This window comes from Blattabacterium cuenoti (assembly GCF_014251995.1).
Taxonomy (GTDB): domain Bacteria; phylum Bacteroidota; class Bacteroidia; order Flavobacteriales; family Blattabacteriaceae; genus Blattabacterium; species Blattabacterium cuenoti_AE.
The window spans coordinates 419,026-441,372 of sequence record NZ_CP059205.1; the positions used below are offsets into that span (position 1 = coordinate 419,026).

The 22,347-nt window shown below is 24.8% G+C and carries 21 protein-coding genes, 1 other RNA gene and 1 pseudogene; 10 read left to right on the forward strand and 13 right to left on the reverse strand.

The genetic code is table 11. The annotated features are described in order from the left end of the window. Positions 1-106: 106 nt before the first annotated feature. A complete protein-coding gene (locus tag H0H51_RS02010; protein ID WP_185876663.1) occupies positions 107-871 on the forward strand; it encodes a biotin--[acetyl-CoA-carboxylase] ligase in 765 nt (254 codons plus the stop codon). A gap of 3 nt (positions 872-874) precedes the next feature. On the opposite strand, the gene H0H51_RS02015 is transcribed toward H0H51_RS02010, so the two are convergent. Next, entirely contained in the window at positions 875-2,587 is a 1,713-nt protein-coding gene (locus tag H0H51_RS02015) for a YidC/Oxa1 family insertase periplasmic-domain containing protein (RefSeq protein ID WP_185876664.1), read from the reverse strand. After that, positions 2,584-4,227, reverse strand: a complete 1,644-nt coding sequence (locus H0H51_RS02020) for a CTP synthase (RefSeq protein ID WP_185876665.1) — start codon at positions 4,225-4,227, stop codon at positions 2,584-2,586. The genes H0H51_RS02015 and H0H51_RS02020 overlap by 4 nt, the downstream gene beginning before the upstream one ends. 146 nt (positions 4,228-4,373) lie before the next feature. Here H0H51_RS02020 and ffs point away from each other — a divergent pair. Next, positions 4,374-4,473: signal recognition particle sRNA small type (ffs, locus tag H0H51_RS02025), an RNA gene on the forward strand. 34 nt (positions 4,474-4,507) lie between these two features. Further along, positions 4,508-5,764, forward strand: a complete 1,257-nt coding sequence (clpX, locus tag H0H51_RS02030; RefSeq protein WP_185876666.1) for an ATP-dependent Clp protease ATP-binding subunit ClpX — start codon at positions 4,508-4,510, stop codon at positions 5,762-5,764. Here the strand turns inward: clpX and obgE are convergent. The 3 genes from obgE to lpdA all read right to left on the reverse strand — a co-directional run bounded on the left by obgE (position 5,761) and on the right by lpdA (position 9,031). Next, positions 5,761-6,753 (reverse strand): GTPase ObgE, encoded by a 993-nt coding sequence (gene obgE, locus H0H51_RS02035; RefSeq protein WP_185876667.1) that lies wholly within the window; start codon positions 6,751-6,753, stop codon positions 5,761-5,763. The two genes, clpX and obgE, sit on opposite strands and share 4 nt — an antisense overlap. 13 nt (positions 6,754-6,766) lie before the next feature. Then, a complete protein-coding gene (locus H0H51_RS02040) occupies positions 6,767-7,363 on the reverse strand; it encodes an adenylate kinase family protein (protein ID WP_185876668.1) in 597 nt (198 codons plus the stop codon). Positions 7,364-7,621: 258 nt separating this feature from the next. After that, entirely contained in the window at positions 7,622-9,031 is a 1,410-nt protein-coding gene (gene lpdA / locus H0H51_RS02045; protein WP_185876669.1) for a dihydrolipoyl dehydrogenase, read from the reverse strand. Positions 9,032-9,187: 156 nt separating this feature from the next. Between lpdA and fsa the strand changes: the two genes are divergently transcribed. After that, positions 9,188-9,844 carry a fructose-6-phosphate aldolase gene (gene fsa, locus H0H51_RS02050; RefSeq protein WP_185876670.1) on the forward strand — a complete coding sequence of 219 codons (657 nt, stop codon included), beginning with the start codon at positions 9,188-9,190 and terminating at the stop codon, positions 9,842-9,844. Positions 9,845-9,850: 6 nt separating this feature from the next. Here the strand turns inward: fsa and H0H51_RS02055 are convergent, their stop codons facing one another. From H0H51_RS02055 to H0H51_RS02075, 5 genes are all read right to left on the reverse strand, one after another. After that, positions 9,851-10,165, reverse strand: coding sequence for a hypothetical protein (locus H0H51_RS02055; RefSeq protein WP_185876671.1), 315 nt, complete (start codon positions 10,163-10,165; stop codon positions 9,851-9,853). Continuing rightward, a complete protein-coding gene (locus H0H51_RS02060; RefSeq protein WP_185876672.1) occupies positions 10,162-10,677 on the reverse strand; it encodes an outer membrane protein assembly factor BamD in 516 nt (171 codons plus the stop codon). The genes H0H51_RS02055 and H0H51_RS02060 overlap by 4 nt, the downstream gene beginning before the upstream one ends. A gap of 45 nt (positions 10,678-10,722) precedes the next feature. Then, on the reverse strand, positions 10,723-11,241 hold the full coding sequence (locus H0H51_RS02065) for a ferritin (RefSeq protein ID WP_185876673.1): 519 nt from the start codon (positions 11,239-11,241) through the stop codon (positions 10,723-10,725). A gap of 18 nt (positions 11,242-11,259) precedes the next feature. Continuing rightward, positions 11,260-12,159, reverse strand: coding sequence for a 4-hydroxy-tetrahydrodipicolinate synthase (gene dapA / locus H0H51_RS02070; RefSeq protein WP_185876674.1), 900 nt, complete (start codon positions 12,157-12,159; stop codon positions 11,260-11,262). A 119-nt stretch (positions 12,160-12,278) separates the two neighbouring features. Further along, a complete protein-coding gene (locus tag H0H51_RS02075; RefSeq protein ID WP_185876675.1) occupies positions 12,279-12,554 on the reverse strand; it encodes an RNA recognition motif domain-containing protein in 276 nt (91 codons plus the stop codon). Positions 12,555-12,694: 140 nt separating this feature from the next. Between H0H51_RS02075 and pncB the strand changes: the two genes are divergently transcribed. The 6 genes from pncB to groL all read left to right on the forward strand — a co-directional run bounded on the left by pncB (position 12,695) and on the right by groL (position 19,400). Further along, positions 12,695-13,867: a nicotinate phosphoribosyltransferase gene (gene pncB / locus H0H51_RS02080; RefSeq protein WP_185876676.1), complete on the forward strand. Its 1,173-nt coding sequence runs from the start codon at positions 12,695-12,697 to the stop codon at positions 13,865-13,867. Between the two features lie 69 nt (positions 13,868-13,936). Next, positions 13,937-15,268 carry a tRNA (N6-isopentenyl adenosine(37)-C2)-methylthiotransferase MiaB gene (gene miaB / locus H0H51_RS02085; RefSeq protein ID WP_185876677.1) on the forward strand — a complete coding sequence of 444 codons (1,332 nt, stop codon included), beginning with the start codon at positions 13,937-13,939 and terminating at the stop codon, positions 15,266-15,268. 19 nt (positions 15,269-15,287) lie between these two features. Next, positions 15,288-16,532 carry a sigma-54 interaction domain-containing protein gene (locus tag H0H51_RS02090; RefSeq protein WP_185876678.1) on the forward strand — a complete coding sequence of 415 codons (1,245 nt, stop codon included), beginning with the start codon at positions 15,288-15,290 and terminating at the stop codon, positions 16,530-16,532. Between the two features lie 533 nt (positions 16,533-17,065). Beyond that, positions 17,066-17,299, forward strand: a complete 234-nt coding sequence (secG, locus tag H0H51_RS02095; RefSeq protein WP_185876679.1) for a preprotein translocase subunit SecG — start codon at positions 17,066-17,068, stop codon at positions 17,297-17,299. A gap of 119 nt (positions 17,300-17,418) precedes the next feature. After that, positions 17,419-17,697, forward strand: coding sequence for a co-chaperone GroES (locus H0H51_RS02100; RefSeq protein WP_185876680.1), 279 nt, complete (start codon positions 17,419-17,421; stop codon positions 17,695-17,697). A 62-nt stretch (positions 17,698-17,759) separates the two neighbouring features. Continuing rightward, positions 17,760-19,400, forward strand: coding sequence for a chaperonin GroEL (gene groL / locus H0H51_RS02105; RefSeq protein ID WP_185876681.1), 1,641 nt, complete (start codon positions 17,760-17,762; stop codon positions 19,398-19,400). 111 nt (positions 19,401-19,511) lie between these two features. On the opposite strand, the pseudogene H0H51_RS02110 reads toward groL, so the two are convergent. From H0H51_RS02110 to H0H51_RS02120, 3 genes and pseudogenes are all read right to left on the reverse strand, one after another. Then, a pseudogene (locus H0H51_RS02110) lies at positions 19,512-20,010 on the reverse strand (KdsC family phosphatase). A 95-nt stretch (positions 20,011-20,105) separates the two neighbouring features. Then, a complete protein-coding gene (locus H0H51_RS02115; protein ID WP_185876682.1) occupies positions 20,106-20,513 on the reverse strand; it encodes a DUF3276 family protein in 408 nt (135 codons plus the stop codon). 74 nt (positions 20,514-20,587) lie between these two features. Then, positions 20,588-22,303, reverse strand: a complete 1,716-nt coding sequence (locus tag H0H51_RS02120; RefSeq protein ID WP_185876683.1) for an ABC transporter ATP-binding protein — start codon at positions 22,301-22,303, stop codon at positions 20,588-20,590. Positions 22,304-22,347 lie beyond the last annotated feature (44 nt).

Genomic DNA, 22,347 nt, shown 5'->3' on the forward strand with positions numbered 1-22,347 from the left:
ATATTTTTATGACATATGACATATTAATATCTTTTGATATTTTAATTTTAAAACAAAAATAAAGGTTTCATCTTAAAGAAAATTAATTTTTCAATATAAAAATATTTTGATAAAACTTTTTTGGCCTGTATTTATAATTTTCCTAAAAAAAGTCAATTCTACAAATCAATATGCTAGAAAATGCAATTTTAAGAAAAAAAATTGGATCATTATTTGGTCTCTGAATCAGACTAAAGGTATAGGATCAGGAAAAAATTTTTGGAATACAAAAAAAAATGAAAATCTAACTTTTAGTATTATTTTTAAACCAATTAATCCATTGGATATAAGAAAGCAATATATAATTAATACCATTGTAAGTAATGGAATTCATAAAGCATTATTAGAAATAAATGATAATAAACACAATAAAAAATTCTGGATTAAATGGCCTAATGATATTTTCTCATTCAAAAAAAAAGTAGGTGGAATTTTAATAGAAAATAGCATTTTTTTCAAAAAGATTCATACTTCTATTATTGGAATTGGTTTAAATGTCAATCAAACAGAATTTGAAAAAAAATGGAATGCCTCTTCTTTAAAAAAAATTTTAAGTTTAGATTTTAAGTTGAATGATTTGCTTTATAAAATTATATATTTTATTCAAAACGAATATTTATATTTTCTTATTTATGGAGAAAATTATATTCGTAAATATTATATTAAATATCTTTATTTAAAGGATAAAATATCTTTTTTTTATATTTTCAAGAGTAAAAAAATTTTTAAAGGAGTCATACGATCTGTAACAGATCAAGGATTTTTGATAGTAGAATTTAATAAAAAATTCTATTTTTTTCGACAAAAAGAAATAAAATTCATTGAGAAATAAAAATTATATATCATTAATTTTTTTATCTTGAATTCTTACAATAATTTTTTTCTCGTCTAACATAAATTTTTTAATAAAGAATAAAAAACAAATATTTATTACATTAGAAACAAAATAATATAAAGATAAAGCGGATGCATAACTATTTATAAATAATAACATCATGATGGGCATTAAATATAATATAAAATTCATGTTAGAAATTGGGCTATTTTCAATTTCAGAAGGATTTTTTTTTTCATTATTACTTAATTTTGTATAAATCAGCAATGCTAAAGAATACAATAAAGTTAATAGACTTACATGATTTCCATAAAAAGGAATAAAAAAAGGTAATTCAAAAATTGAATCATACGAAGTAAGATCTTCCACCCATAAAAAAGATTTTCCTCTTAAATTGATTATAGTCGGAAAAAATTTAAATAAAGAATAAAAAATAGGAACTTGAATTAATGTAGAAATACATCCAGACATTGGATTTATACCTATTTTTTTATATAATTCCATCATAGCTTTCTGTTTCTTAAATGTATCTTTTTTATTTTCATATTTTTTATTTAGTTTTTCTATTTCTGGACGAATTAATTTCATTATAGCACTTAATTTATATTGTTTGTAGGTAATTGGAGACAATATTAATTTTACAACTATAGTCATGAAAATAATAATAATACCATAATTCAGATTAGTTTTTTCTAAAAATTGAAAAATTATTAGAAAAAAATATTTATTTATCCATTTTAAGAACCCCCATCCAAATGGAATTATATTTTCAAATCCATTTTTATATTTTTTCAACAAATTAAAGTCTAAAGGACCAAAATAAAAACGAAAAGAGAAATTAAATTCCTCATCTTTGTTTTTTTTTATTAAAGTTTTAAACTGAATCTTTTTAAGAAATTTCCCTGATGAAAGGTTATTAGATTTAATAAAAATATTTTTTAATATTTTTTCTGGTTTAAATATAGATGCAAAAAATTGCTGTTTATAAGCAAACCAATTTATTCCAGGTAAATATTTTTCTTCTGTTTTTTTTTCAGATAAATATTCTATAGATTTAGAATTTTTGCTAAAATATGCTTGAGTATAAGAATTTTCCCAATTTCTATCCTTCTCTAAAGAAATAAGTTTTTGATCTATCTTGATAGAGATTAATTTTTTAAAAGGAAAAAAATTTATTGTTCTTATATAGAATCCAATGTCATATTGATTATTTTTTCCAATTGTGTAAACGTAATCTAAAAATCCTTTTCCATAAGGACTTTTAGCTCTCATTAAAAGAATTTTTATCCCTTTTTTTTCATTATTAAAAACAAAAGACTTAAAAAGTAAATTTTCTGTATTAATTATGTCTTTTTCGTTTGAAAAAGACATTTTATACAAGAAACTGGAGTTTTTTACTAAAAAAAGATTTTTTGTATGATATGATAATAAAGAATTATATGCCCGATATTTTTTTAAAAGTACTTCATCTATTCCTCCTCCTACATTAGATATTTTCAATTTTAAGACATTATTTTCTAAAAAAGAAAAATTTTTTTTTTCTACATTTTCTTTCTTAAGAAAGAAATTTTTCTCATTACTTTTGAAAAAATTTTTCTTCTCATTAATCTCTTCTTTTTCCTTATCATTAAAAAAATATGTAAAAACAGTTAAAACAAATAATATAAGGAATAACCCTATTATGGAATTATAATCCAAACTTTTGTCCTTCATATATAAGAAGAATTATGATTTCGATAATCAAAAGATTTATAGTTTTTAGAAACTTTTATAAAATTAATAAATAAAGGATGTGGATTTGTCACTGTACTTTGATATTCTGGATGATATTGAACTCCTAAGAAAAAAATATGATTTTCTAATTCTATTGCTTCTATTAATCCGGTTTCTGGATTTATTCCTACTGGCTTCATTTCAGAATTGGAAAAAAATTTTAAGTAATTATTATTAAACTCATATCTGTGACGGTGTCTTTCAACAATTTCTTTTCTACCCCCATAAATAGAAGATATTTTTGAACCTTTTACAAGAATACATTTCCAATTTCCTAAACGCATAGTTCCTCCTTTATACAGCAATTTTTTTTGTTTTTCCATTAAGCAAATGACTGGATGAGAAGTATATGGATTTGTCTCAAAACTTTCCGCTTTTTTTAATCCCAAAACATTTCTAGCAAATTCTATTACGGCAATTTGCATTCCCAAACATATTCCAAAAAATGGAATTTGATTTTCTCTTGCATATTTTGTCGCAAGAATCTTACCTTCTATACCCCTTTTTCCAAATCCTGGAGCTACTAATATTCCTGAAATTCCTTTAAAATATTTTTGTATATTATTTTCTTTTATCATTTCTGAATAAATCCATTTTATATGAACAAAAGTTTCATTTTCAGTTCCTGCATGAATTAATGCTTCAGTAATAGACTTATAAGAATCACGTAAAGACACATATTTTCCAACTAATGCTATTTTAGTTTCATATTTTGGATTTTTATATTTCTTAATAAAAATTTTCCATTTTTTTAATTTAGGAGAAATAATAGTAGATAAATTTAAATGATTTAATACTACATCATCAAAATTTTGAAAATGTAACAAACAAGGAATTTCATATATAATTTTAGTATCAATTGATTCTATAACATGTTTAGGTTCTACATTACAAAATAATGCCAATTTTTCTCTAATTTCTTTAGAAATATGTTTTTCTGTTCTACAAATAATAATATCTGCCTGTATTCCATTTTCCATCAAATTCCGAACGGAATGTTGTGTCGGTTTTGTTTTTATTTCTCCAGTTACTGTAATATATGGAAGTAATGTTAAATGAATTACCAACCCATTAAATTTTCCTAATTCCCACTTCATTTGACGTACCGATTCGATATAAGGAAGGCTTTCTATATCTCCTACTGTTCCTCCTATTTCAGTAATAATAATATCATAATTTTTCGATTCTCCAAGTATCTTTATTCGTCTCTTAATTTCATTAGTAATATGAGGAATTACTTGTACTGTTTTCCCTAAATAACTTCCTTTTCTTTCATTATCTATAACTGTTTTATATATCAGTCCAGACGTTACATTATTTTCCTTAGTGGTAGGCTGATTCAAAAATCTTTCATAATGTCCTAAATCTAAATCTGCTTCTGCCCCATCTTCAGTAACAAAACACTCTCCATGTTCATAAGGGTTTAAAGTTCCTGGATCTATATTAAAATAAGGATCTAATTTCAAAATTGAAACTTTATATCCTCTAGCTTTTAATAACATACCTAATGATGCTGAAACTATCCCTTTTCCTAAAGAAGACGTAACTCCCCCTGTAACAAAAATGTATTTCTTTTCCATTGTAATAATGAAAATCAACTAATTTTAATAAAATTTATAAATTCTGTAATACATATAACTAATGAAAATTTTAACACAAGAAATATAATTATTGATTTATAAAAAACGAGAATTTATGATTTTTTTTTTATATTTACCAATACTCGGAGCAAGTTCTGCACAATCAGCTCCCTAATAACCCTCCAGGGCGGGAACGCAGCAAAGGTACTTAGGTTGAGCGATGTGATGTAGATCGGCTTGCTCCGTTTTATTATGCAAAAATGAAATGGAACAATAATTTATGGAAGATTCATTAAAATGTAATTTTTGTGGAAGAGAAAAAAATGAAATAACTTTTCTTATATCTGGAATTAGTGGGCATATTTGTAATTTTTGCATAGAAAAAACTTACTCTATCATTCACAAAAAGTATTTTGATAAGAAATCCGAAAAAAAAGAAAAATTCGAAGAAATAAAAATAAAAAAGCCTAGAGAAATTAAATTATTTTTAGATAAATATGTTGTTGGACAAAACGAAGCTAAAAGAATTATCTCTGTATCGGTTTATAATCATTACAAAAGAATTCTTCAAAAAAAGAATCAATTTGACAATAAAAATCAAAAAAATAAGAATATAGAAATAGAGAAATCCAATATATTATTAATTGGTAATACTGGAACTGGAAAAACCTTATTAGCAAAAAGTATTTCAAAACTTTTAAAAGTTCCCTTTGCTATAGCAGATGCAACTACTTTAACTGAAGCTGGATATGTTGGAGAAGATGTGGAATCGATATTAACAAAATTATTGCAATCAGTCAATTACAACATAAATTACGCTGAAAAAGGTATTATTTTTTTAGATGAAATAGATAAAATTTCTAGAAAAAGTAATAACCCTTCTATTACTAGAGATGTGTCTGGAGAAGGAGTCCAACAATCTTTGTTAAAAATATTAGAAGGATCAATAATCAATGTTCCCCCTCAAGGGGGAAGAAAACATCCAGATCAAAAGATGATTCAAATAAATACTGAAAATATATTATTTATAGCTGGAGGAACTTTTGATGGAATAGAAAAAATAATTTCTAACAGAATAGAACAGATTAGTATAGGATTTCCAACTAATTATAATAAAAATGGTAATAACATAAGAGATGGAGATGAAAATAAAAAAAATAACTATTTAAAAAAAATTATTCCTGACGATCTAAAAAATTTTGGGTTGATTCCAGAACTTATAGGAAGATTTCCTATTGTTACTTATTTAAATCCATTAAATAAACAAATGTTAAAAAAAATATTATTAGAACCCAAAAATGCTTTGATTAAACAATACCAAAAATTATTTGAGATGGATAATATCTCCATGAATATTACAGATGAAGCTTTGGACATTATAGTAGAAAAAACTTTCCGAATTGGATTAGGAGCTAGAGGTCTACGAACTCTTTGCGAAAAAATATTTATAGATTATATGTATGATATAGAAAACATCAAAACTGTTTTAAATATAGACAAAAATATTGTTATGGAAAAACTTGGTGATTTTTATTAATTTTTATTTTTAATTAATTTCCACAATTTTTCTTTTAGCTCAAATATTCCTTCCTTAGTAAAAGAAGAAATAAAAATAACATGTTCTTTTAATTTTAAAAAACTTTTTATTATCTCATTTTTTTTGATATCATTAATTAAATCTGATTTTGAAATAGCTAATAAATATTTTTTATTTGAAAATTTTGAACTAAATTTTTCCAGTTCATTTAATAGAGTAAAATATTCTTTAATTTTATTTTCTGAATCTGATGATATTAAAAATAATAAAATAGAATTTCTTTCTGCATGTCTCAGAAAATGAAGCCCTAATCCTTTACCTTCAGATGCTTTTTCAACAATTCCTGGAATATCCGCTATTAAAAAAGAATCAAAATTCTTTTTCACTACTCCTAAATTTGGATATTTAGTTGTAAAGGAATAGTTTCCTATCTTAGGTCTTGCTTTTGTAATGACAGAAAGAAGAGTAGATTTTCCGGTGTTAGGAAATCCTATTAATCCTACATCCGCTAAAATCTTTAATTCTAAAGAAATCCAAAATCCTTTTGTTTTAATACCTGGTTGTGCTTGATAAGGAGTTCGGCACATTGAACTTCTGAAAAAAAAATTTCCTTTTCCACCTTTTCCTCCCTCAAATAAAATTTTTTTTTCAGAATTTTTTGTAATTTCTGTTATTACATTTTTTTTTTCATCTTTGACAATAGTTCCTACAGGAACTTCTATTAATAAATCTTTTCCATTTGATCCAGTAATATTATTTCTTTTTCCTGGAGATCCTGATTCTGCAATCCAATATTTATGATATCTCAAATGAAAAAAAGTATTAATACTAGAATTTCCTTGAAAAATGATATTCCCTCCTCTACCTCCTGATCCTCCATCAGGTCCTCCCTTTTTGATATGTTTATTTCTATGAAAATGAATACATCCAGATCCTCCATCTCCACTTTTACAAAAAATTCTTATAAAATCAACAAAACAATTTTCCATTTTTTTATAAAAATTAATTTTTGTTTAATAACAAACTTTCTATTTTTTTTTCTATAAATAAAGAAATTTCTTCTATGGATAAAGATGCATTTAATTTAATTATGTTATTTACCCATTTAGAAGAATTATTATTCCAAATTTTAGCTGTTTCTCTTTCATATTCTTCTATTCTCCTTTTAACTGTTGTAATATTAGTATCGTCATTTCTTTGACTTTTTTCCCCCCTCTTTAACAATCTATTCATTATTGTCCTTTTTTGAATAGAAAAATAAAAAATCAAATCCATTTTTCCTAAAACAAACTTTTTTAGAATTTCCTCTAAAGAAAAAATCTGATTTTTCGTTCTAGGATATCCATCAAAAATAATACCCTTAGTAAAAAAATATTTTTGAATTTCTACATTTAACATATTTGTTGTAATTGTATCAGGAACTAATATTCCATTATTGATGTAATAACTAGCTATTTTGCCTAAATCTGTTTTTTTCATCATATGATTTCTAAATATCATTCCAGTAGATAAATGAATAAATCCAAATTTTTTAGCAATAATTTTTGCTTGAGTTCCTTTTCCACACCCTGGAGGGCCAAATAATATAATATTTACCATAAATAATAATAAAATTGCGAATTTTATATGTTAAAGAAAATATGACATTATTTTGTTTCAATTATATATATAGGTATTATATAACTACATAAAATGATAATCAAATACAATAATGTTCAGAAGGTTTAAGGTAATAATTACTGAATATAAAGCAATTGTAACAATTTATTTATTACTTAATTAAAAGTAATATTATTTATATTATATTCTATAATATGTTATGTTATTTATTTTCTATTGCTATATATACTATAAATACTATATAATATTATGAATAGATTTTCCATAAGCACTGGACACAGATTCTAATATTGATTCGCTCAATGAAGGATGAGGGTGTACACTACTCATAATTTCATAGCTAGTAGCTTCTAATTTCCTTGCAACTACAACTTCAGAAATTAAATCTGTAACACTATTTCCAATCATGTGACAACCCAACCATTCATCATATTTATTATCAAAAATAACTTTAATAAATCCTTCTGTATTTTCATCAGCAATAGATCTTCCAAGAGAACTAAATGGAAACTTAGCTACTTTTATTTTGAATCCTCTTTCTTTAGATTCTTTCTCGGTATATCCTACTGAAGATATTTCAGGAAAAGAATAAACACATTTTGGAATATTATTATAATCTATTTTTTGACAATTTAATCCTTTTATATTTTCAACACAATTTATTGCTTCATGTGAAGCTACATGGGCTAGAGAAGGAGTTTTAATAACATCTCCAATAGCATAATATCCATTTATATTTGTACGATAATTTTCATCTACTTGAATAAATCCTTTTTCAATTTGTATTCCTATTTCTTCTAATCCAATAGATTGAATATTTGGAACAATTCCAATAGAACAAAGGACTATATCTGCTGTTAAAGTAACAGAACTTTTATCCCTCAAAGACTCAATTTCGATCGAAATTGAGTCTTTTTCTTGAAACACTTTATTTATGGAGTAATATGTGTAAATTTTAATTCCCATTTTTTCAAAAGAAAATTTTAAATGATCAGATATTTCATGATCTCCACTTGGAAAAAGTTTTTCACAAATTTCTATTATTATAACATCTGTTCCCATAGAATGATAAAAATAAGCAAATTCTAACCCTATAGATCCAGAACCTATAATAATCATTCTCTTTGGTAAAGAAGTTAATGAAAGAGCTTCTTTATATGTTACAATTTTTTTACCATCATATTGAAATTTATTTTCAATCTTAGGAATTGCCCCAGTAGATATAATAATATTCGGAGAAGAATATTCTTTCATACTTTTTCCATCTTTAAAAACCTCAACTTTTTTTCCTTTTTTTAATATTGCATTTCCATAAATTACATGAATTCCATTTTTTTTCATTAAAAACGAAATTCCTTTTCTCATTTTCTCTACTATATCTTTACTTTTAGTAACAATTTTATGATAATCTATTTCAATTTGATTACTTTTTATTCCAAATAATTTTCCATGTTTTTTTATATAATGTAAAATTTTTGCACTGTTTAAAAGGGATTTTGTAGGAATACACCCCAAATTTAAACAAACACCACCAAGATTATTTTTTTCAATTATAGCTGTTTTCATTCCTAATTGTGCTGCACGTATAGAAGCCACGTATCCCCCTGGTCCACTTCCTAAAATAATGATATCAAAATCTGTTGTCATACGCAAACAAAATATATATAATAAATAAATTTACAGATTTTTCTTATCAAGAAATATTTTTATAAAAAACAATAAAAAAAGTTCAATTTTTCTATTTTATATCAGAAAAATTTTAAATAAATTTGTATTTATACTAAAACAATGATATTACAAATTATGAAATTTTTTTTAGATACAGCAAATTTAAAGGAAATTAATGAAGCTAGATCACTTGGAATATTAGATGGAGTTACTACAAATCCATCTTTAATAGCTAAAGAAACAATTAATAAAAAAGAAATTAAAAACCATTATATATCTATATGTAATATCATGAGAAATGAAGAAGATGTAAGTGCAGAAGTTATCAGTACTAATTATGAGGATATGATTAAAGAAGGAGAAAAATTATCTCTTCTTCATCCAAGAATTGTAGTAAAAATTCCCATGATCCATGATGGAATTAAAGCCATCAAATATTTATCAAATAAAAATATAAAAACTAATTGCACTCTCATTTTTTCTCCAGGACAAGCTCTATTAGCATCCAAGGTAGGAGCTTATTATGTTTCTCCATTTGTAGGAAGAATAGATGATGTTTCTTATAACGGATTAAATCTAATAAAAGAAATTAAAAAAATATATGATAATTACAATTTTAAAACAAAAATTTTAGCCGCATCTATACGTCATCCTTTGCATATTACAGAATGTTCAAAAATTGGAATTTATGCAATTACATCTCCTATAAGCGTTATTAAATCTCTTTTGAATCATCCATTGACAAAAATAGGATTAGATAAATTTCTAATGGACTATCAAAAAATTAGATAATAACAATTAAATTTTTATTATTCCATCTAGTAAATATTGAACAGCTATCGATGTAGCCTTCGGAAGCTTTTCATAACTTTTTGAAAGTTCTATCTGTTCTTTATTTTCAAAAATTTCTTCTAAATTATTTTTACTAATAATATTAAATTCTTCTAATTTTTTATTTAAATCTTCTTTAATACGAACTCCAATTATTTCACTTATTTTCTCTAAAATACATATGCTCTCATATATATTTTTTCCTGATTTTTTTTCTAATTCTATTCGATCTATAGTTTCAGTGTTTTTTGGAACATTTGTGTAACTATTTAAAACATTCATAATTTTTCTAATTTTTTATATAAAATCTTCAATTTTTTTGAATTAGAATGAAATTTAAAATGTTTCAAATATTCATAATATGAGTTAAAAAAATCTTTTTTTCTACGAAGTTTGTATTGAGATACACAAATTTTGTACAAAACTTTTTCTTTGAAAATACTTCTTGGAAAATTTTTTATAAGATTTTGAAAATAGATCAAGGACGCCTGGTATCTACCCATTAAAAAGTAAGAATCCGCTATGCAATAATTCTTTCTTTCTATTTTAAAAAATAAATTATTCAACAAATCATAAACCTCTTTAACTTTTGGACTATTAGGATAATTTTTTATAAACTGATTAAGTTTATTAATTGCAATATCAGTTTTTTCTTGATCTAAATTATAACTTAGAGAAGAATTATAATATTCTTTACCACTCTTAAATAAATCTTCTTCTTCTTTTGATTCATTTAACCCCTCGGTAAGAACATTTTTTTTTCCGGTAAAAAGAAAACAGCTTTCTAAAAGCATGAAAAAAGAAATGAATATTACCTTTAAATAAATATTTTTCAAAACTCAAAATTTTTTGTTTTTCTTATTATTATGAATATCTTTTATATCTTTATCAAATAAATAAAGTCCTCCTTTATCTTCTCCTATCAACTCAATTTTATCTAAAATCATTTTAATTAAAGTTTCTTCTTCTACTTGTTCTTCAATATACCATTGAAGAAAATTATATGTAAAGAAATCTTTATCTCCCAAAGATAATTCTACTAAATTATTAATTTCATGAGATATTTTTTTTTCGTGTTCAAACAATTTTCGAAATAATTGTTTCAAACATTTATATTTTATCTCTTCATGAGACAAATCTATTTTATTCAAAATAGAATCCCCTCCTCTTTTGTTGATATATCTCATTAATTTCAACATATGTGTTCTTTCTTCATTAGAATGATCGTATAAGAACTCACATACTCCTTCAAACCCTCTTTTTTCTACCCAAGAAGCCATAGATAAATATAATTGAGAAGATTCCGATTCTCTATTTAATTGATCCTTTAAACCTATTTGCATCTTTTTGCTAAGCATATTAATTTAATATTTAATTTACTTATTACTTACATGAAATTTTATCTTTTCCAATAAATTTAACATTTTCTTTTTTAAAAAAATACTTCCAGTCAATAATGGCAGTCTCAAATATGGATTGCACATTTTTTTTATACTTAAAAAAGTTTTAATTCCAGTTGGATTTCCTTCTTCATAAATGAGATCTATTATTCTAATAATTTCATAAAAAATAGAAAAAGATTTTTGAACTTGATTATTTCTAGCTAAATTAACCATTTTAGAAATTTTATCTGGTAATCCTTGAGCAATTACAGAAATTACACCTTCACCACCCCCCAATATAATTGGTAAAGAAATAAAATCATCTCCTGATATAACATTAAAATTTTTTGGTTTTTTTTCAATAATCTTATAAGATTGTAAAATATTTCCTGATGCTTCTTTTATTCCTATTATATTACTGAAATTATTAGCTAATCGCAAAACAGTATCTGGGAGAATATTGACTCCTGTTCTTTTAGGTACATTATATATAACAATTTTTGCTTCAGTACAATTAACAATAGATTCAAAATGTTTATATAAACCTTCTTGAGAAGGCTTATTATAATAAGGAGTAACTGAAAGAATAGAATGAAAACTAGACAAATTTTTTATTTTATTTATTTGACCAATAATCTCTTTAGTATTATTTCCTCCTACTCCTAATATTATGGGAACTTTTTTATAATTTGCGTTTTGAATACATTCCACAACGTCTCTTTTTTCTTCTACCTTTAATGTAGCTGTTTCAGCCGTGGTTCCCAATGCTACTAAATAATCAACATCATTATCTAAAACATACTTTATAAGCTTTTCAAGACTATTAAAATCAATTTTTTCATCCTTTTTAAAAGGAGTAACTAACGCTACACCTGTTCCATATAATTTTTTCATACAAAGATTAGTTTGATATTTTGATATTCAAAAAATACCGTTAATTATTTAATCATAACTAAATATATTATCATTCAATTGTTTTTCAAAAAACAGATGTAAGCGAAAGCGTATTAATATTAATAATCTTTTTTAGTAGTCCTAGGTCTAGCTGCAGATACAATAATATTTCTTCCCATTAATTCAGTTCCATTTAATTTTTCTATAGCTTGTTTTGCATGATCTTCATTAGACATCTCAATAAATCCAAAACCTTTACTCCTTTTATTCGATGTAGATTCATCAAAAATAATTTTTGCATGAGTCACTTCTCCTACAGACTCAAAATATTTTTTCAATTCTTGTTCTGTCATATCATATGATAAGTTTCCCACGTATAATTTCGTATTGTCCATATTAAAAATAAATTGTTTTAAAAGCAAATTTAGAGAAATATTTTTTCTAAAAAAGTATTTATTTACCAAAATAGAAATTTTCCATTTTTTATGTTAAATTAAAAATTTTTTGTGAATTAGTTTTTTAAGAATCCTTGATAATGAATAATTATTCTATTATATCATCATTATTGGATAATGATTTTTATAAATTTACCATGCAAAATGCTGTTATTAAACTATTTCCATCAGCAATAGCTAAATATGAATTTATTAATAGAGGAAACCATTCTTTCCCAAATAATTTTGCAGAAATATTAAAAGAAATATTGAATCAAATGGCCCTATTAAAACTTTCTAATAAAGAAAAAGTTTTTCTAGAAAAAAATTGTCCTTATTTAGATTCTTCTTATATAGACTTTCTTGATAAATATCAATATAATCCAAATGAGGTAAATATATATCAAAAAGGTAGAAATATAAAAATGAACATAGAAGGATTATGGAGTAGAACCATACTGTGGGAAGTTCCTTTAATGGCTATTATTTCTGAATTATATTATAAATTGACAGATAAAAAACGAATTTCCGATAAGAAAATAATATTTTTAATCAAAAGAAAACTAAAAAAATACAAAAAATTAAATGCCAAAATTGGGGAATTTGGAACAAGAAGAAGGTATTCATATCAAGTTCATAAATTAGTGTTCAAAGTTTTAATGGAAGAAGGTTATCCATTTTTTTTGGGAAGCAGTAATGTTCATTTATCTCAAATATTTTCTATTAAACCAATAGGAACTCAGGGGCACGAATGGGTTATGTTTCACGCAGCAAAATACGGATTTAAAACGGCAGATCGAATTGCTATGGAAAACTGGTTAAACGTTTACAATGGTAATTTAGGAATAGCTTTATCTGATACATATACATCCTCAATTTTCTTTAAAAACTTTAACAAGAAACTTTCTAATGCTTTTAAAGGAATTAGACATGATAGTGGTGATCCTATTTTTTTTACCAAAAAAGCAATAGAACATTACAAGAAGTTTAAAATAAATCCTATTCAAAAAAAAATTATATTTTCTGATAATCTTACTCCAGATAAAGTGGCTCGCATTTCTTCTTTTTGTAAAAATAAAATTACTCCTTTTTTTGGAATAGGCACTAACTTCACTAATGATGTAGGCGTTCATTCTATGAATATTGTGATAAAAATGATTAAAGCTATCCCAAAAAAAGAATGGATTTCAGTTGTAAAATTATCTAACGTTAAAGAAAAATCAACTGGAAAAAAAAACATGATTTTTCTAGCAAAGAAAGACCTTCATTTATGACATTATGTCATTATTATTTTTACCTTTATTTTTTACACATTACATTATATTCCAAAATATTATATAATTATGGATAAGAATAAAAATAAAAAAAGATTAAATAAAAGCTTTTTTATTGAAAATTATGGTTGTAAAATGAATGTATCAGATAGTGAAATAGTAACTTCTATTTTACTAAAAAATGGCTTTTTATTATCCGAGAATTTAGAAAAAGCAAATATAATATTATTTAATTCTTGTTCTGTTAGAGAAAAAGCAGAATTAACCTTAAGAAACAGGTTGGATGAATTACAATCTCTTAAAAAGAAAAAGAATCTTCTACTTGGAGTTATAGGATGTCTATCAAAAAAAAATAGAGATTTTTTTTTAGAAGAAAAAAAAATAGATTTTTTTGTAGATCCTAGTTCTTATAATGAATTAACTAATTACATTCATTATTCCACAATTGGAAAAAAATATTCTCATTCTACTCAAAGAAAAGGAAAAGAATCTTACACAAATATAAGTCCATTTCGGATAAAAAAAAGAGTAACAACCTTTTTAAGCATTACTAGAGGATGTAATAATATGTGTACTTTTTGTATCGTTCCATTTACGAGAGGAAGAGAAATAAGCAGTGATCCTAATTATATAATTCAAGAATGCGAAAAATTATATAAAAATGGATGTAAGGAAATTACCCTTTTAGGACAAAATGTTGATTCTTATCAATGGAATGATATTAATTTTTCTGATCTTTTAAATATTTTAGCTAAAAAAATTCCTATGATGAGAATAAGATTTTCTACATCTAATCCTCATGATATGTCAGACGACGTTCTGACAGCAATTTCCAAAAATCCAAATATTTGTAAACATATACATTTACCTGTTCAATCAGGAAGCAACAAAATACTAAAATTGATGAATAGAAAATATACGCGTGAAAAATATATTTCTCTAATAAAAAGGATAAGAAAAATAATTCCAGAATGTTCCATTTCACATGATATCATAACTGGATTTTGTAACGAAAATGAAAATGATCATAAAGAAACCATCAATTTAATGAACCAAATTAAATATAATTATGGCTATATGTTTTCTTATTCACCTAGACCTGGTACTTATGCATATAGAAAATTACAAGATAATGTTCCACAAGAAGTGAAAAAAACAAGATTGAAAGAAATTATTGATTTACAAAGAAAACATTCGTTGCTCAGAATGAAAGAATATTTAGGAAAAATACAAGAAATTTTAATAGAAGGTGAATCTAAAAAAAACAATCAATATTGGTATGGAAGAAATACTCAAAATTTAGTTGCAGTTTTTCCTAAAGGTTTCTATAAAATAGGAGATATTGCACATATAAAAATTATAGAAACTACTTCAGCTACTTTAATTGGAAAAACTATATAAAAATTGATATGTAAATAACATGGAATTTATCCAAAAAATAAAACAAAAATTTGGAATTGTTGGATCTGATTATGCCCTACATAGATCCTTAGAAAGAGCTATGCAAGTAGCTCCTACAGACATATCTGTATTAGTACTTGGAGAAAGTGGAGTAGGAAAAGAATTCATTCCAAAAATTATTCATCAATTATCTTCTAGAAAACATCATTCTTATATTGCTGTAAATTGTGGGGCTATTCCTGAAGGAACTATTGACAGTGAACTTTTTGGGCATGAAAAAGGATCTTTCACGGGAGCTACAAGTATGAGAAAAGGTTATTTTGAAGGAGCCAATGGTGGAACTATATTTTTAGATGAAATAGGAGAACTACCTTTAAGTACACAAGTACGTCTCCTCAGGATATTGGAATCAGGAGAATTTATAAAAGTAGGATCTTCAAAAATTCAAAAAACTAATATACGAATTGTTTCTGCTACTAATTTGAATATGATAGAGTCTATACAAAAAGGTAAATTTAGAGAAGATTTATACTATAGACTTAACACAGTTCAGATTAATGTTCCTCCTTTACGATTTCGTAAAAATGATATCAAATTTTTATTCAAAAAATTTGCTAATGATTTCGCTGAAAAATATCATATGCCATCAGTGATCTTAACGGAAGAATCTTTAAAATATTTAGAAGATTACCCTTGGCCAGGAAATATAAGACAATTAAAAAATCTTGTAGAACAAATTTCTGTAGTAGAAAAAAAACGTGAGATTTCTGTAGAAAAATTAAAAGAATACATTCCAGAAAATATTCCTTCAATATCACTTTCTAAAACATTTTTCCAAGATCTACCTAGGGAAAGAGATTTCCTTTACAAAATTCTTTTTGATATGAAAAAAAATTTAAACAATTTAAAAAACATAACATTTAAAATGATTAAAAATCATACTGATACAAGATTTATTAAAGAAAATCAACAACTTATGGAAAAAGTTTTCGGAAAAACAATTTATGATAGAGATAATTCTATTTTTCAATTAAAGGATTCATCTAGATATAATAAAGATTCAAATCAACTTTATTATGAAGAAGTAGAAGAAGACCAATCTAAATCATCGGATAAATTATCTTCTTTTTCTTTACAAACAAAAGAAATAGAATTTATTCAAAAAACTTTAAAAAAAAATAATGGGAAAAGAAGAAAAACTGCCAAAGAATTAGGAATTTCTGAAAGAACTCTTTATAGAAAAATAAAACAGTATGGTTTGTAATAACAATATTCAATATTTTTTTATTATAAAACTATCCAACATAAAAAACTACTATACATAAACTATAATATTACATAATATTATAATTAAATGTTACTAAATTCTAAATAAATAACCTGTATTTGAAAAATATTTTTAACAAATAACAATAATTTTTTTGAGAAAATTATTGTTTTCATTAATCTAAATCAATCTCAAAAAAATATTATTTCCTCAGTTTTTTTGATAAACTAAAAAAGTTAAAAATATTGGTATATTATTGTACATATGTTTGGGAATTTTATAAACAAGGAATGCATACGTTAGAACTTTAAGAATAAAAAATATTCAATGAAAATTAAAAACATATCCTGTAAAATTATTTCTGAAAATATATTTTTTTAATAAAAAATTGAATACAATATTTAAAGAATTAAATAATCTTAAAGTTTATATTAGATTTAATAAATCTAGAATTAAACATCAAAAAAATATTTATTCAAATTAATGTTAATTAAACTAATTAAATAATAAACTTCGTAAAACATATAAAAATGCCTCTTATCACGACTATATTAGGATTTATTATTATAATAACATGTTTCTTTTTTATATTAATTGTTTTAATACAAACTCCTAAAAAAGAAAGTATTAATCAAAATTTTATAGAAAAAGATTTCAAATTTCTTGGAGTTAAAAAAACAAATATTTTTATAGAAAATATTACTTGGTTTTTATCTGTTACTATATTTTTTCTGACTTTATTGTTTAACTATTTTTTGAAATAAATTATGTCATAATGACATTAAAAATTACTAAAATGAAAAAAAATCCAAAATTTTTTATTTGGCATGTTTTTGGCTGTTGTAAATTATTAGTATCATAAACTTTAAAAATTATTTAAAATATGATGGAAGTAAAGATTAAACCTTTATCAGATCGTGTGCTTGTACAACCTGATCCTGCTGAAACAAAAACATCTTCAGGTATTATTATTCCTGATACAGCAAAAGAAAAGCCTCAAAAGGGAACTATTGTAGCAGTGGGAAAAGGGAAAAAAGATGAACCTATGATTCTAAAAGAAGGAGATAGAATTTTATACGGTAAATATTCTGGAACAGAATTAAAATGGGAAGGCGAAGAATATCTTATTATGCGAGTATCTGACGTAATAGCTATTATATAATGGATTATACTTAGATTTCATTGTATATAACTTTTTATAAATTTATTTAAACTAAAAAAATTATGGCAAAAGATATTAGATTTGATATTGAAGCAAGAGATAAATTAAAGAAAGGAGTAGACGCATTAGCTAATGCAGTAAAAGTTACTTTAGGACCGAAAGGTCGCAATGTTGTACTTCAAAAATCTTTTGGTGGTCCCCAAGTAACTAAAGATGGAGTAACTGTGGCTAAAGAAATTGAATTAGAAGATTCTATAGAAAATCTTGGAGCACAAATGGTAAAAGAAGTTGCTTCTAAAACAAATGATGTAGCAGGAGATGGAACTACAACTGCAACTGTTCTAGCACAAGCTATTGTTAGGGAAGGATTAAAAAATGTTGCAGCTGGAGCCAATCCAATGGATTTGAAAAGAGGTATAGATAAAGCTTTAGAATCTGTAATCTCAGATTTAAGAAAACAATCTAGAGAAGTAGGAGGAAATACAGAAAAAATAAAACAGGTTGCTTCTATTTCTGCAAATAATGATGAAAAAACAGGAGCTTTAATAGCTGATGCTTTTGAGAAAGTAGGAAAAGAAGGAGTTATTACTGTAGAAGAAGCAAAAGGAACAGATACTTCTGTTGATATAGTTGAAGGAATGCAATTTGATAGAGGATATCAATCTCCATATTTTGTTACAAATACTGAAAAAATGATTGCTGAATTTGACCAACCTAGGATTTTATTATCCGATAAGAAAATAGCAGCAATGAAAGATTTGTTACCTATATTAGAGCCTGTAGCACAATCTGGAAAACCTCTTCTTATTATTTCTGAAGAAGTAGAAGGAGAAGCTTTAGCAACATTAGTTGTAAATAAAATACGTGGAACTTTAAAAGTAGCAGCTATTAAAGCTCCTGGATTTGGAGATAGAAGAAAAGCCATGTTGGAAGATATAGCTATTTTAACAGGAGGAACAGTTATTTCCGAAGAAACAGGAAGTAAATTAGAAGACGCAAAGTTAAGTATGCTAGGAAAAGCAGAAAGAGTTATTATTGATAAAGATAACACAACTATTGTTAATGGTGGGGGAAGTAAAAAAGATATAAGAGCTCGTGTTGAGCAAATTAAATCACAAATAGAATCAACTACATCAGATTATGATAAAGAAAAATTGCAAGAACGTCTTGCAAAACTAGCAGGAGGTGTTGCAGTTCTTTATGTTGGAGCAGCTTCTGAGGTTGAAATGAAAGAAAAAAAAGACCGTGTTGATGATGCTTTGAATGCAACAAGGGCTGCAGTTGAAGAAGGAATAGTAGCTGGAGGAGGAGTAGCTTTAGTTCGTGCTATTAATGCTTTAGATCATTTAGTAGGAGAAAATCCAGATCAAGATACTGGTATACAAATAGTAAGAAGATCTTTAGAAGAACCTTTACGTCAAATTGTAGCTAATGCAGGTGGGGAAGGATCTGTTGTTGTAGCTAAAGTAGCTGAAGGAAAAGGAGATTATGGATATGATGCAAAAATCGGAGAGTATAAAAATATGATTGTGGAAGGAATTATAGATCCTACAAAAGTTGCTAGAGTGGCATTAGAAAATGCAGCTTCAGTATCCGGAATGTTATTAACTACTGAATGTGTAGTTACAGAAATTAAAAAAGATGAACCTAATGTAGCACCTCCTATGCCAGGAGCAGGAGGAGGAATGGGTGGAATGATGTAACTTGTAATAAGTAATTTAATTTTACATTATTTTATTTTTTAGTTTTTTAAAAAAAATAGTGTCTTTGCCTAAAGACACTATTTTTTTAGCTTATATTAATTAATTTAAAATTTAAAACCAGTTGTTTTGAACTCTTAAGGTTTTTTCAATAACATCTCTAACACATCCCCTCCCTCCTTTTTTTGGAGAAACATATTTAGATATATCCTTAACCTCTTGAACTGCATCCACTGGAGAACAAGGTAAAGCTACAGACTTCATAATTTCGATATCCGGAATATCATCTCCCATATAAAGAATTTTTTTTTTTAATCTTTAAAAGATTACAATATTCATCCAAACACTTTTTCTTATTACCCACACCTTGATAAATATGTTTAATGTTTAAATTTCTTAGACGACGAAAAACCATTAAATCCGACCCTCTTGTAATAACACATAAATTGTACCCTTTTTTTTCCGCTATTTGAATAGCAAATCCGTCTTTAACGAACATTTGACGAACTAAATTTCCATTTGGAAAAAGATTTAAAGTACAATTTGTTAACACTCCATCAACGTCAAATACGAAAGTGTTAATGTCATTCATTATATTCATGTAATTTTTCATAATCTAATCATTTCTTACATTAAAAAAATTTTTCATAAAAAGATTTTAAAAAATGAATACAATATCAAGATCAATAATATAGAAAAAGTAAATATTTAAATATCTTCAAAATTAATACTTGTGAAATCTTTTACTTTTGAAGTTTTTTTTTGCTCTTCTTTAGCAGTAGATTCTTGATTTTGATTATACATAGAAGAATGGTTTTTAAAATCTTTTTGGTGACGTTCCGAAATAACTTCTCTACCCTTTTCATTAATAATAAATCGAATCATGTCATCAAGTATACTCTGAAACTTAGAAAAATCTTCTTTATATAAATAAATTTTGTGTTTTTTATAAGTTACTTCTCCTGTTTCAGAAAAATTTTTTTTACTTTCGGTAATAGTTAAATAATAGTCACCAGCTCTTGTTTCTCGTGCATCAAAAAAATAAGTCCTACTACCAGTTTTTAGAGTCCGTGAACAAATTTCATTTCTCTCTTTGAGATTTTCTTTTTCGTCCATTTCAAAAAATATTATAGTTTTAAAGCAAATCTAAATAAAAAATGTAGAATAACTATTCAAATTTAATTTTTTTTTTAATTATGAGATTTATAATATTTAATCTTTGATATTTTTCCATTTTTTAACATAATAAATAAATCAAAATTGGACACATAAGAAAAATCATGAGTAATAATAATAATAGTACTTTTTCTTAAACATTTTTTAACACAGTAAATAATTGATTTTCTAGTTTTTTGATCTATAGAAGAAAAACTATCATCAAATATAAGAATTTTAGGATTCCTTATAAGAGCTCTTGCTATACATATCCTCTGTTTTTGTCCTCCGGATAAAGAAAATCCTTTTTCACCTATAATTGTTTTATATCCATTTTTGAAATTTAATATTTCTCCTGCTATCATTGCTTTTTTAGCAGCTTCATGAACTTTATGTGAAGTAACAAATTTTTCTGTACTTCCTACAGCTATATTGTTATAAATTGAATCTGAAAAAATAAAGGATTCTTGAGGAACATAACCTATATTTTTCCTAAATTTGTATAAATTTAGTTTTTTTAAAGAATAGTTATCTATTAATACTTCTCCCTGATCTGGATCATATAAACGAGAAATTAATCTACCTATGGTAGTTTTTCCTGATCCTGTTTCTCCCGTTAATACCAAAGTTTTTCCCTTCATTAAGGTAAATGATATTTTATTAATTGTTTTATTTTTATTATTATTTCCATAAATGAAACTAACATTTTTAAATTGTATTTTTCCAGAAATTTTTTTATCTATCAAATTTTCATTAAGAATTGTTGGTTTTTTTTTCAAAAATTCACAAATCCTCATTTGTGATACTTTAGCTCTTTCTGCAATAGAAACTACCCAGCCAAATACAATGAAAGGAAAAATTAAAATATTAATATATGTAAACAATTCGGCAATAGTTCCTATTTCCTTTATTTCTCCTTTAAAATATCCCATTCCTCCAAAAAAAAGAATTAAAAATTGACTAGTTCCTATAAAAAATATTATTATGGAAGACAAAATAGTATTTACTTTAATTAATTCTATATTCTTTTTATGAAATTCAGATATAATTTTATTATGTTTTTTTTGAAAAAAAGATTCTGCAACAAATGATTTAATAATATGAATTCCAGAGAAAGTATCCTGAATAAAAGAACATATAAAAGATTGATGATCTTGAACATCTTTACTTTTTCTAGTAATGAAAATACTTACATTATAAACAAAAATAAAAAGAATCGGAATAGGTAAAATTATGTAAAAAGTAAGAACTTTATCAAGTCTTAACATTTGTATAAAAACCATAAAGAAAAGAACAATAAGATTTACAAAATACATTATTCCAGGACCTATATACTGTCTTATAAAAGAAACATCTTCCGTTAGTCGATTCATTAAATCACCAGTAGAATTTTCTTTATAAAAAGATAAACTTAACTTCTGGTAATGTGAAAAAATATCATTTTTCATGTCAAATTCTATCATTCTGGAAGTTGTAATAATGCATTGTCTCATATAATATTTAACAAAACTTCCAACAACTGGAATTATTAAAATAATACTAGTATAAATGAAAATTTCTTTTAAAAAAAAAGGATTTGATGTACTTGAAAAATTAACAATCAAATCTTTGATTGCATTAATAGATTTTCCTATATAAGGAATAGGAAGAATGGTTAAAATATTTGATATTAATATTAGCAAGAAACCTAAACACAAACGTAATTTATACCGTAAATAATATTTTTTGCTAAAAGCAAATAAACTATTCATTAAAAATTCAAAATTTAAGTATTGATTTTTTGTTTATATAATTG

Excerpts from the sequence above, each read along its gene's own strand:
- lpdA (WP_185876669.1), bottom strand. The coding sequence starts at position 9,031 with ATGACAACAGATTTTGATATCATTATTTTAGGAAGTGGACCAGGGGGA.
- secG (WP_185876679.1), top strand. The coding sequence starts at position 17,066 with ATGCCTCTTATCACGACTATATTAGGATTTATTATTATAATAACATGT.
- H0H51_RS02100 (WP_185876680.1), top strand. The coding sequence starts at position 17,419 with ATGATGGAAGTAAAGATTAAACCTTTATCAGATCGTGTGCTTGTACAA.
- H0H51_RS02020 (WP_185876665.1), bottom strand. The coding sequence starts at position 4,227 with ATGGAAAAGAAATACATTTTTGTTACAGGGGGAGTTACGTCTTCTTTA.
- H0H51_RS02065 (WP_185876673.1), bottom strand. The coding sequence starts at position 11,241 with ATGCTTAGCAAAAAGATGCAAATAGGTTTAAAGGATCAATTAAATAGA.
- H0H51_RS02090 (WP_185876678.1), top strand. The coding sequence starts at position 15,288 with ATGGAATTTATCCAAAAAATAAAACAAAAATTTGGAATTGTTGGATCT.
- H0H51_RS02075 (WP_185876675.1), bottom strand. The coding sequence starts at position 12,554 with ATGGACAATACGAAATTATACGTGGGAAACTTATCATATGATATGACA.
- pncB (WP_185876676.1), top strand. The coding sequence starts at position 12,695 with ATGAATAATTATTCTATTATATCATCATTATTGGATAATGATTTTTAT.
- obgE (WP_185876667.1), bottom strand. The coding sequence starts at position 6,753 with ATGGAAAATTGTTTTGTTGATTTTATAAGAATTTTTTGTAAAAGTGGA.
- clpX (WP_185876666.1), top strand. The coding sequence starts at position 4,508 with ATGGAAGATTCATTAAAATGTAATTTTTGTGGAAGAGAAAAAAATGAA.
- H0H51_RS02115 (WP_185876682.1), bottom strand. The coding sequence starts at position 20,513 with ATGGACGAAAAAGAAAATCTCAAAGAGAGAAATGAAATTTGTTCACGG.
- groL (WP_185876681.1), top strand. The coding sequence starts at position 17,760 with ATGGCAAAAGATATTAGATTTGATATTGAAGCAAGAGATAAATTAAAG.
- dapA (WP_185876674.1), bottom strand. The coding sequence starts at position 12,159 with ATGAAAAAATTATATGGAACAGGTGTAGCGTTAGTTACTCCTTTTAAA.
- H0H51_RS02120 (WP_185876683.1), bottom strand. The coding sequence starts at position 22,303 with ATGAATAGTTTATTTGCTTTTAGCAAAAAATATTATTTACGGTATAAA.
- H0H51_RS02055 (WP_185876671.1), bottom strand. The coding sequence starts at position 10,165 with ATGAATGTTTTAAATAGTTACACAAATGTTCCAAAAAACACTGAAACT.
- miaB (WP_185876677.1), top strand. The coding sequence starts at position 13,937 with ATGGATAAGAATAAAAATAAAAAAAGATTAAATAAAAGCTTTTTTATT.
- H0H51_RS02040 (WP_185876668.1), bottom strand. The coding sequence starts at position 7,363 with ATGGTAAATATTATATTATTTGGCCCTCCAGGGTGTGGAAAAGGAACT.
- H0H51_RS02015 (WP_185876664.1), bottom strand. The coding sequence starts at position 2,587 with ATGAAGGACAAAAGTTTGGATTATAATTCCATAATAGGGTTATTCCTT.
- H0H51_RS02060 (WP_185876672.1), bottom strand. The coding sequence starts at position 10,677 with ATGCTTTTAGAAAGCTGTTTTCTTTTTACCGGAAAAAAAAATGTTCTT.
- fsa (WP_185876670.1), top strand. The coding sequence starts at position 9,188 with ATGAAATTTTTTTTAGATACAGCAAATTTAAAGGAAATTAATGAAGCT.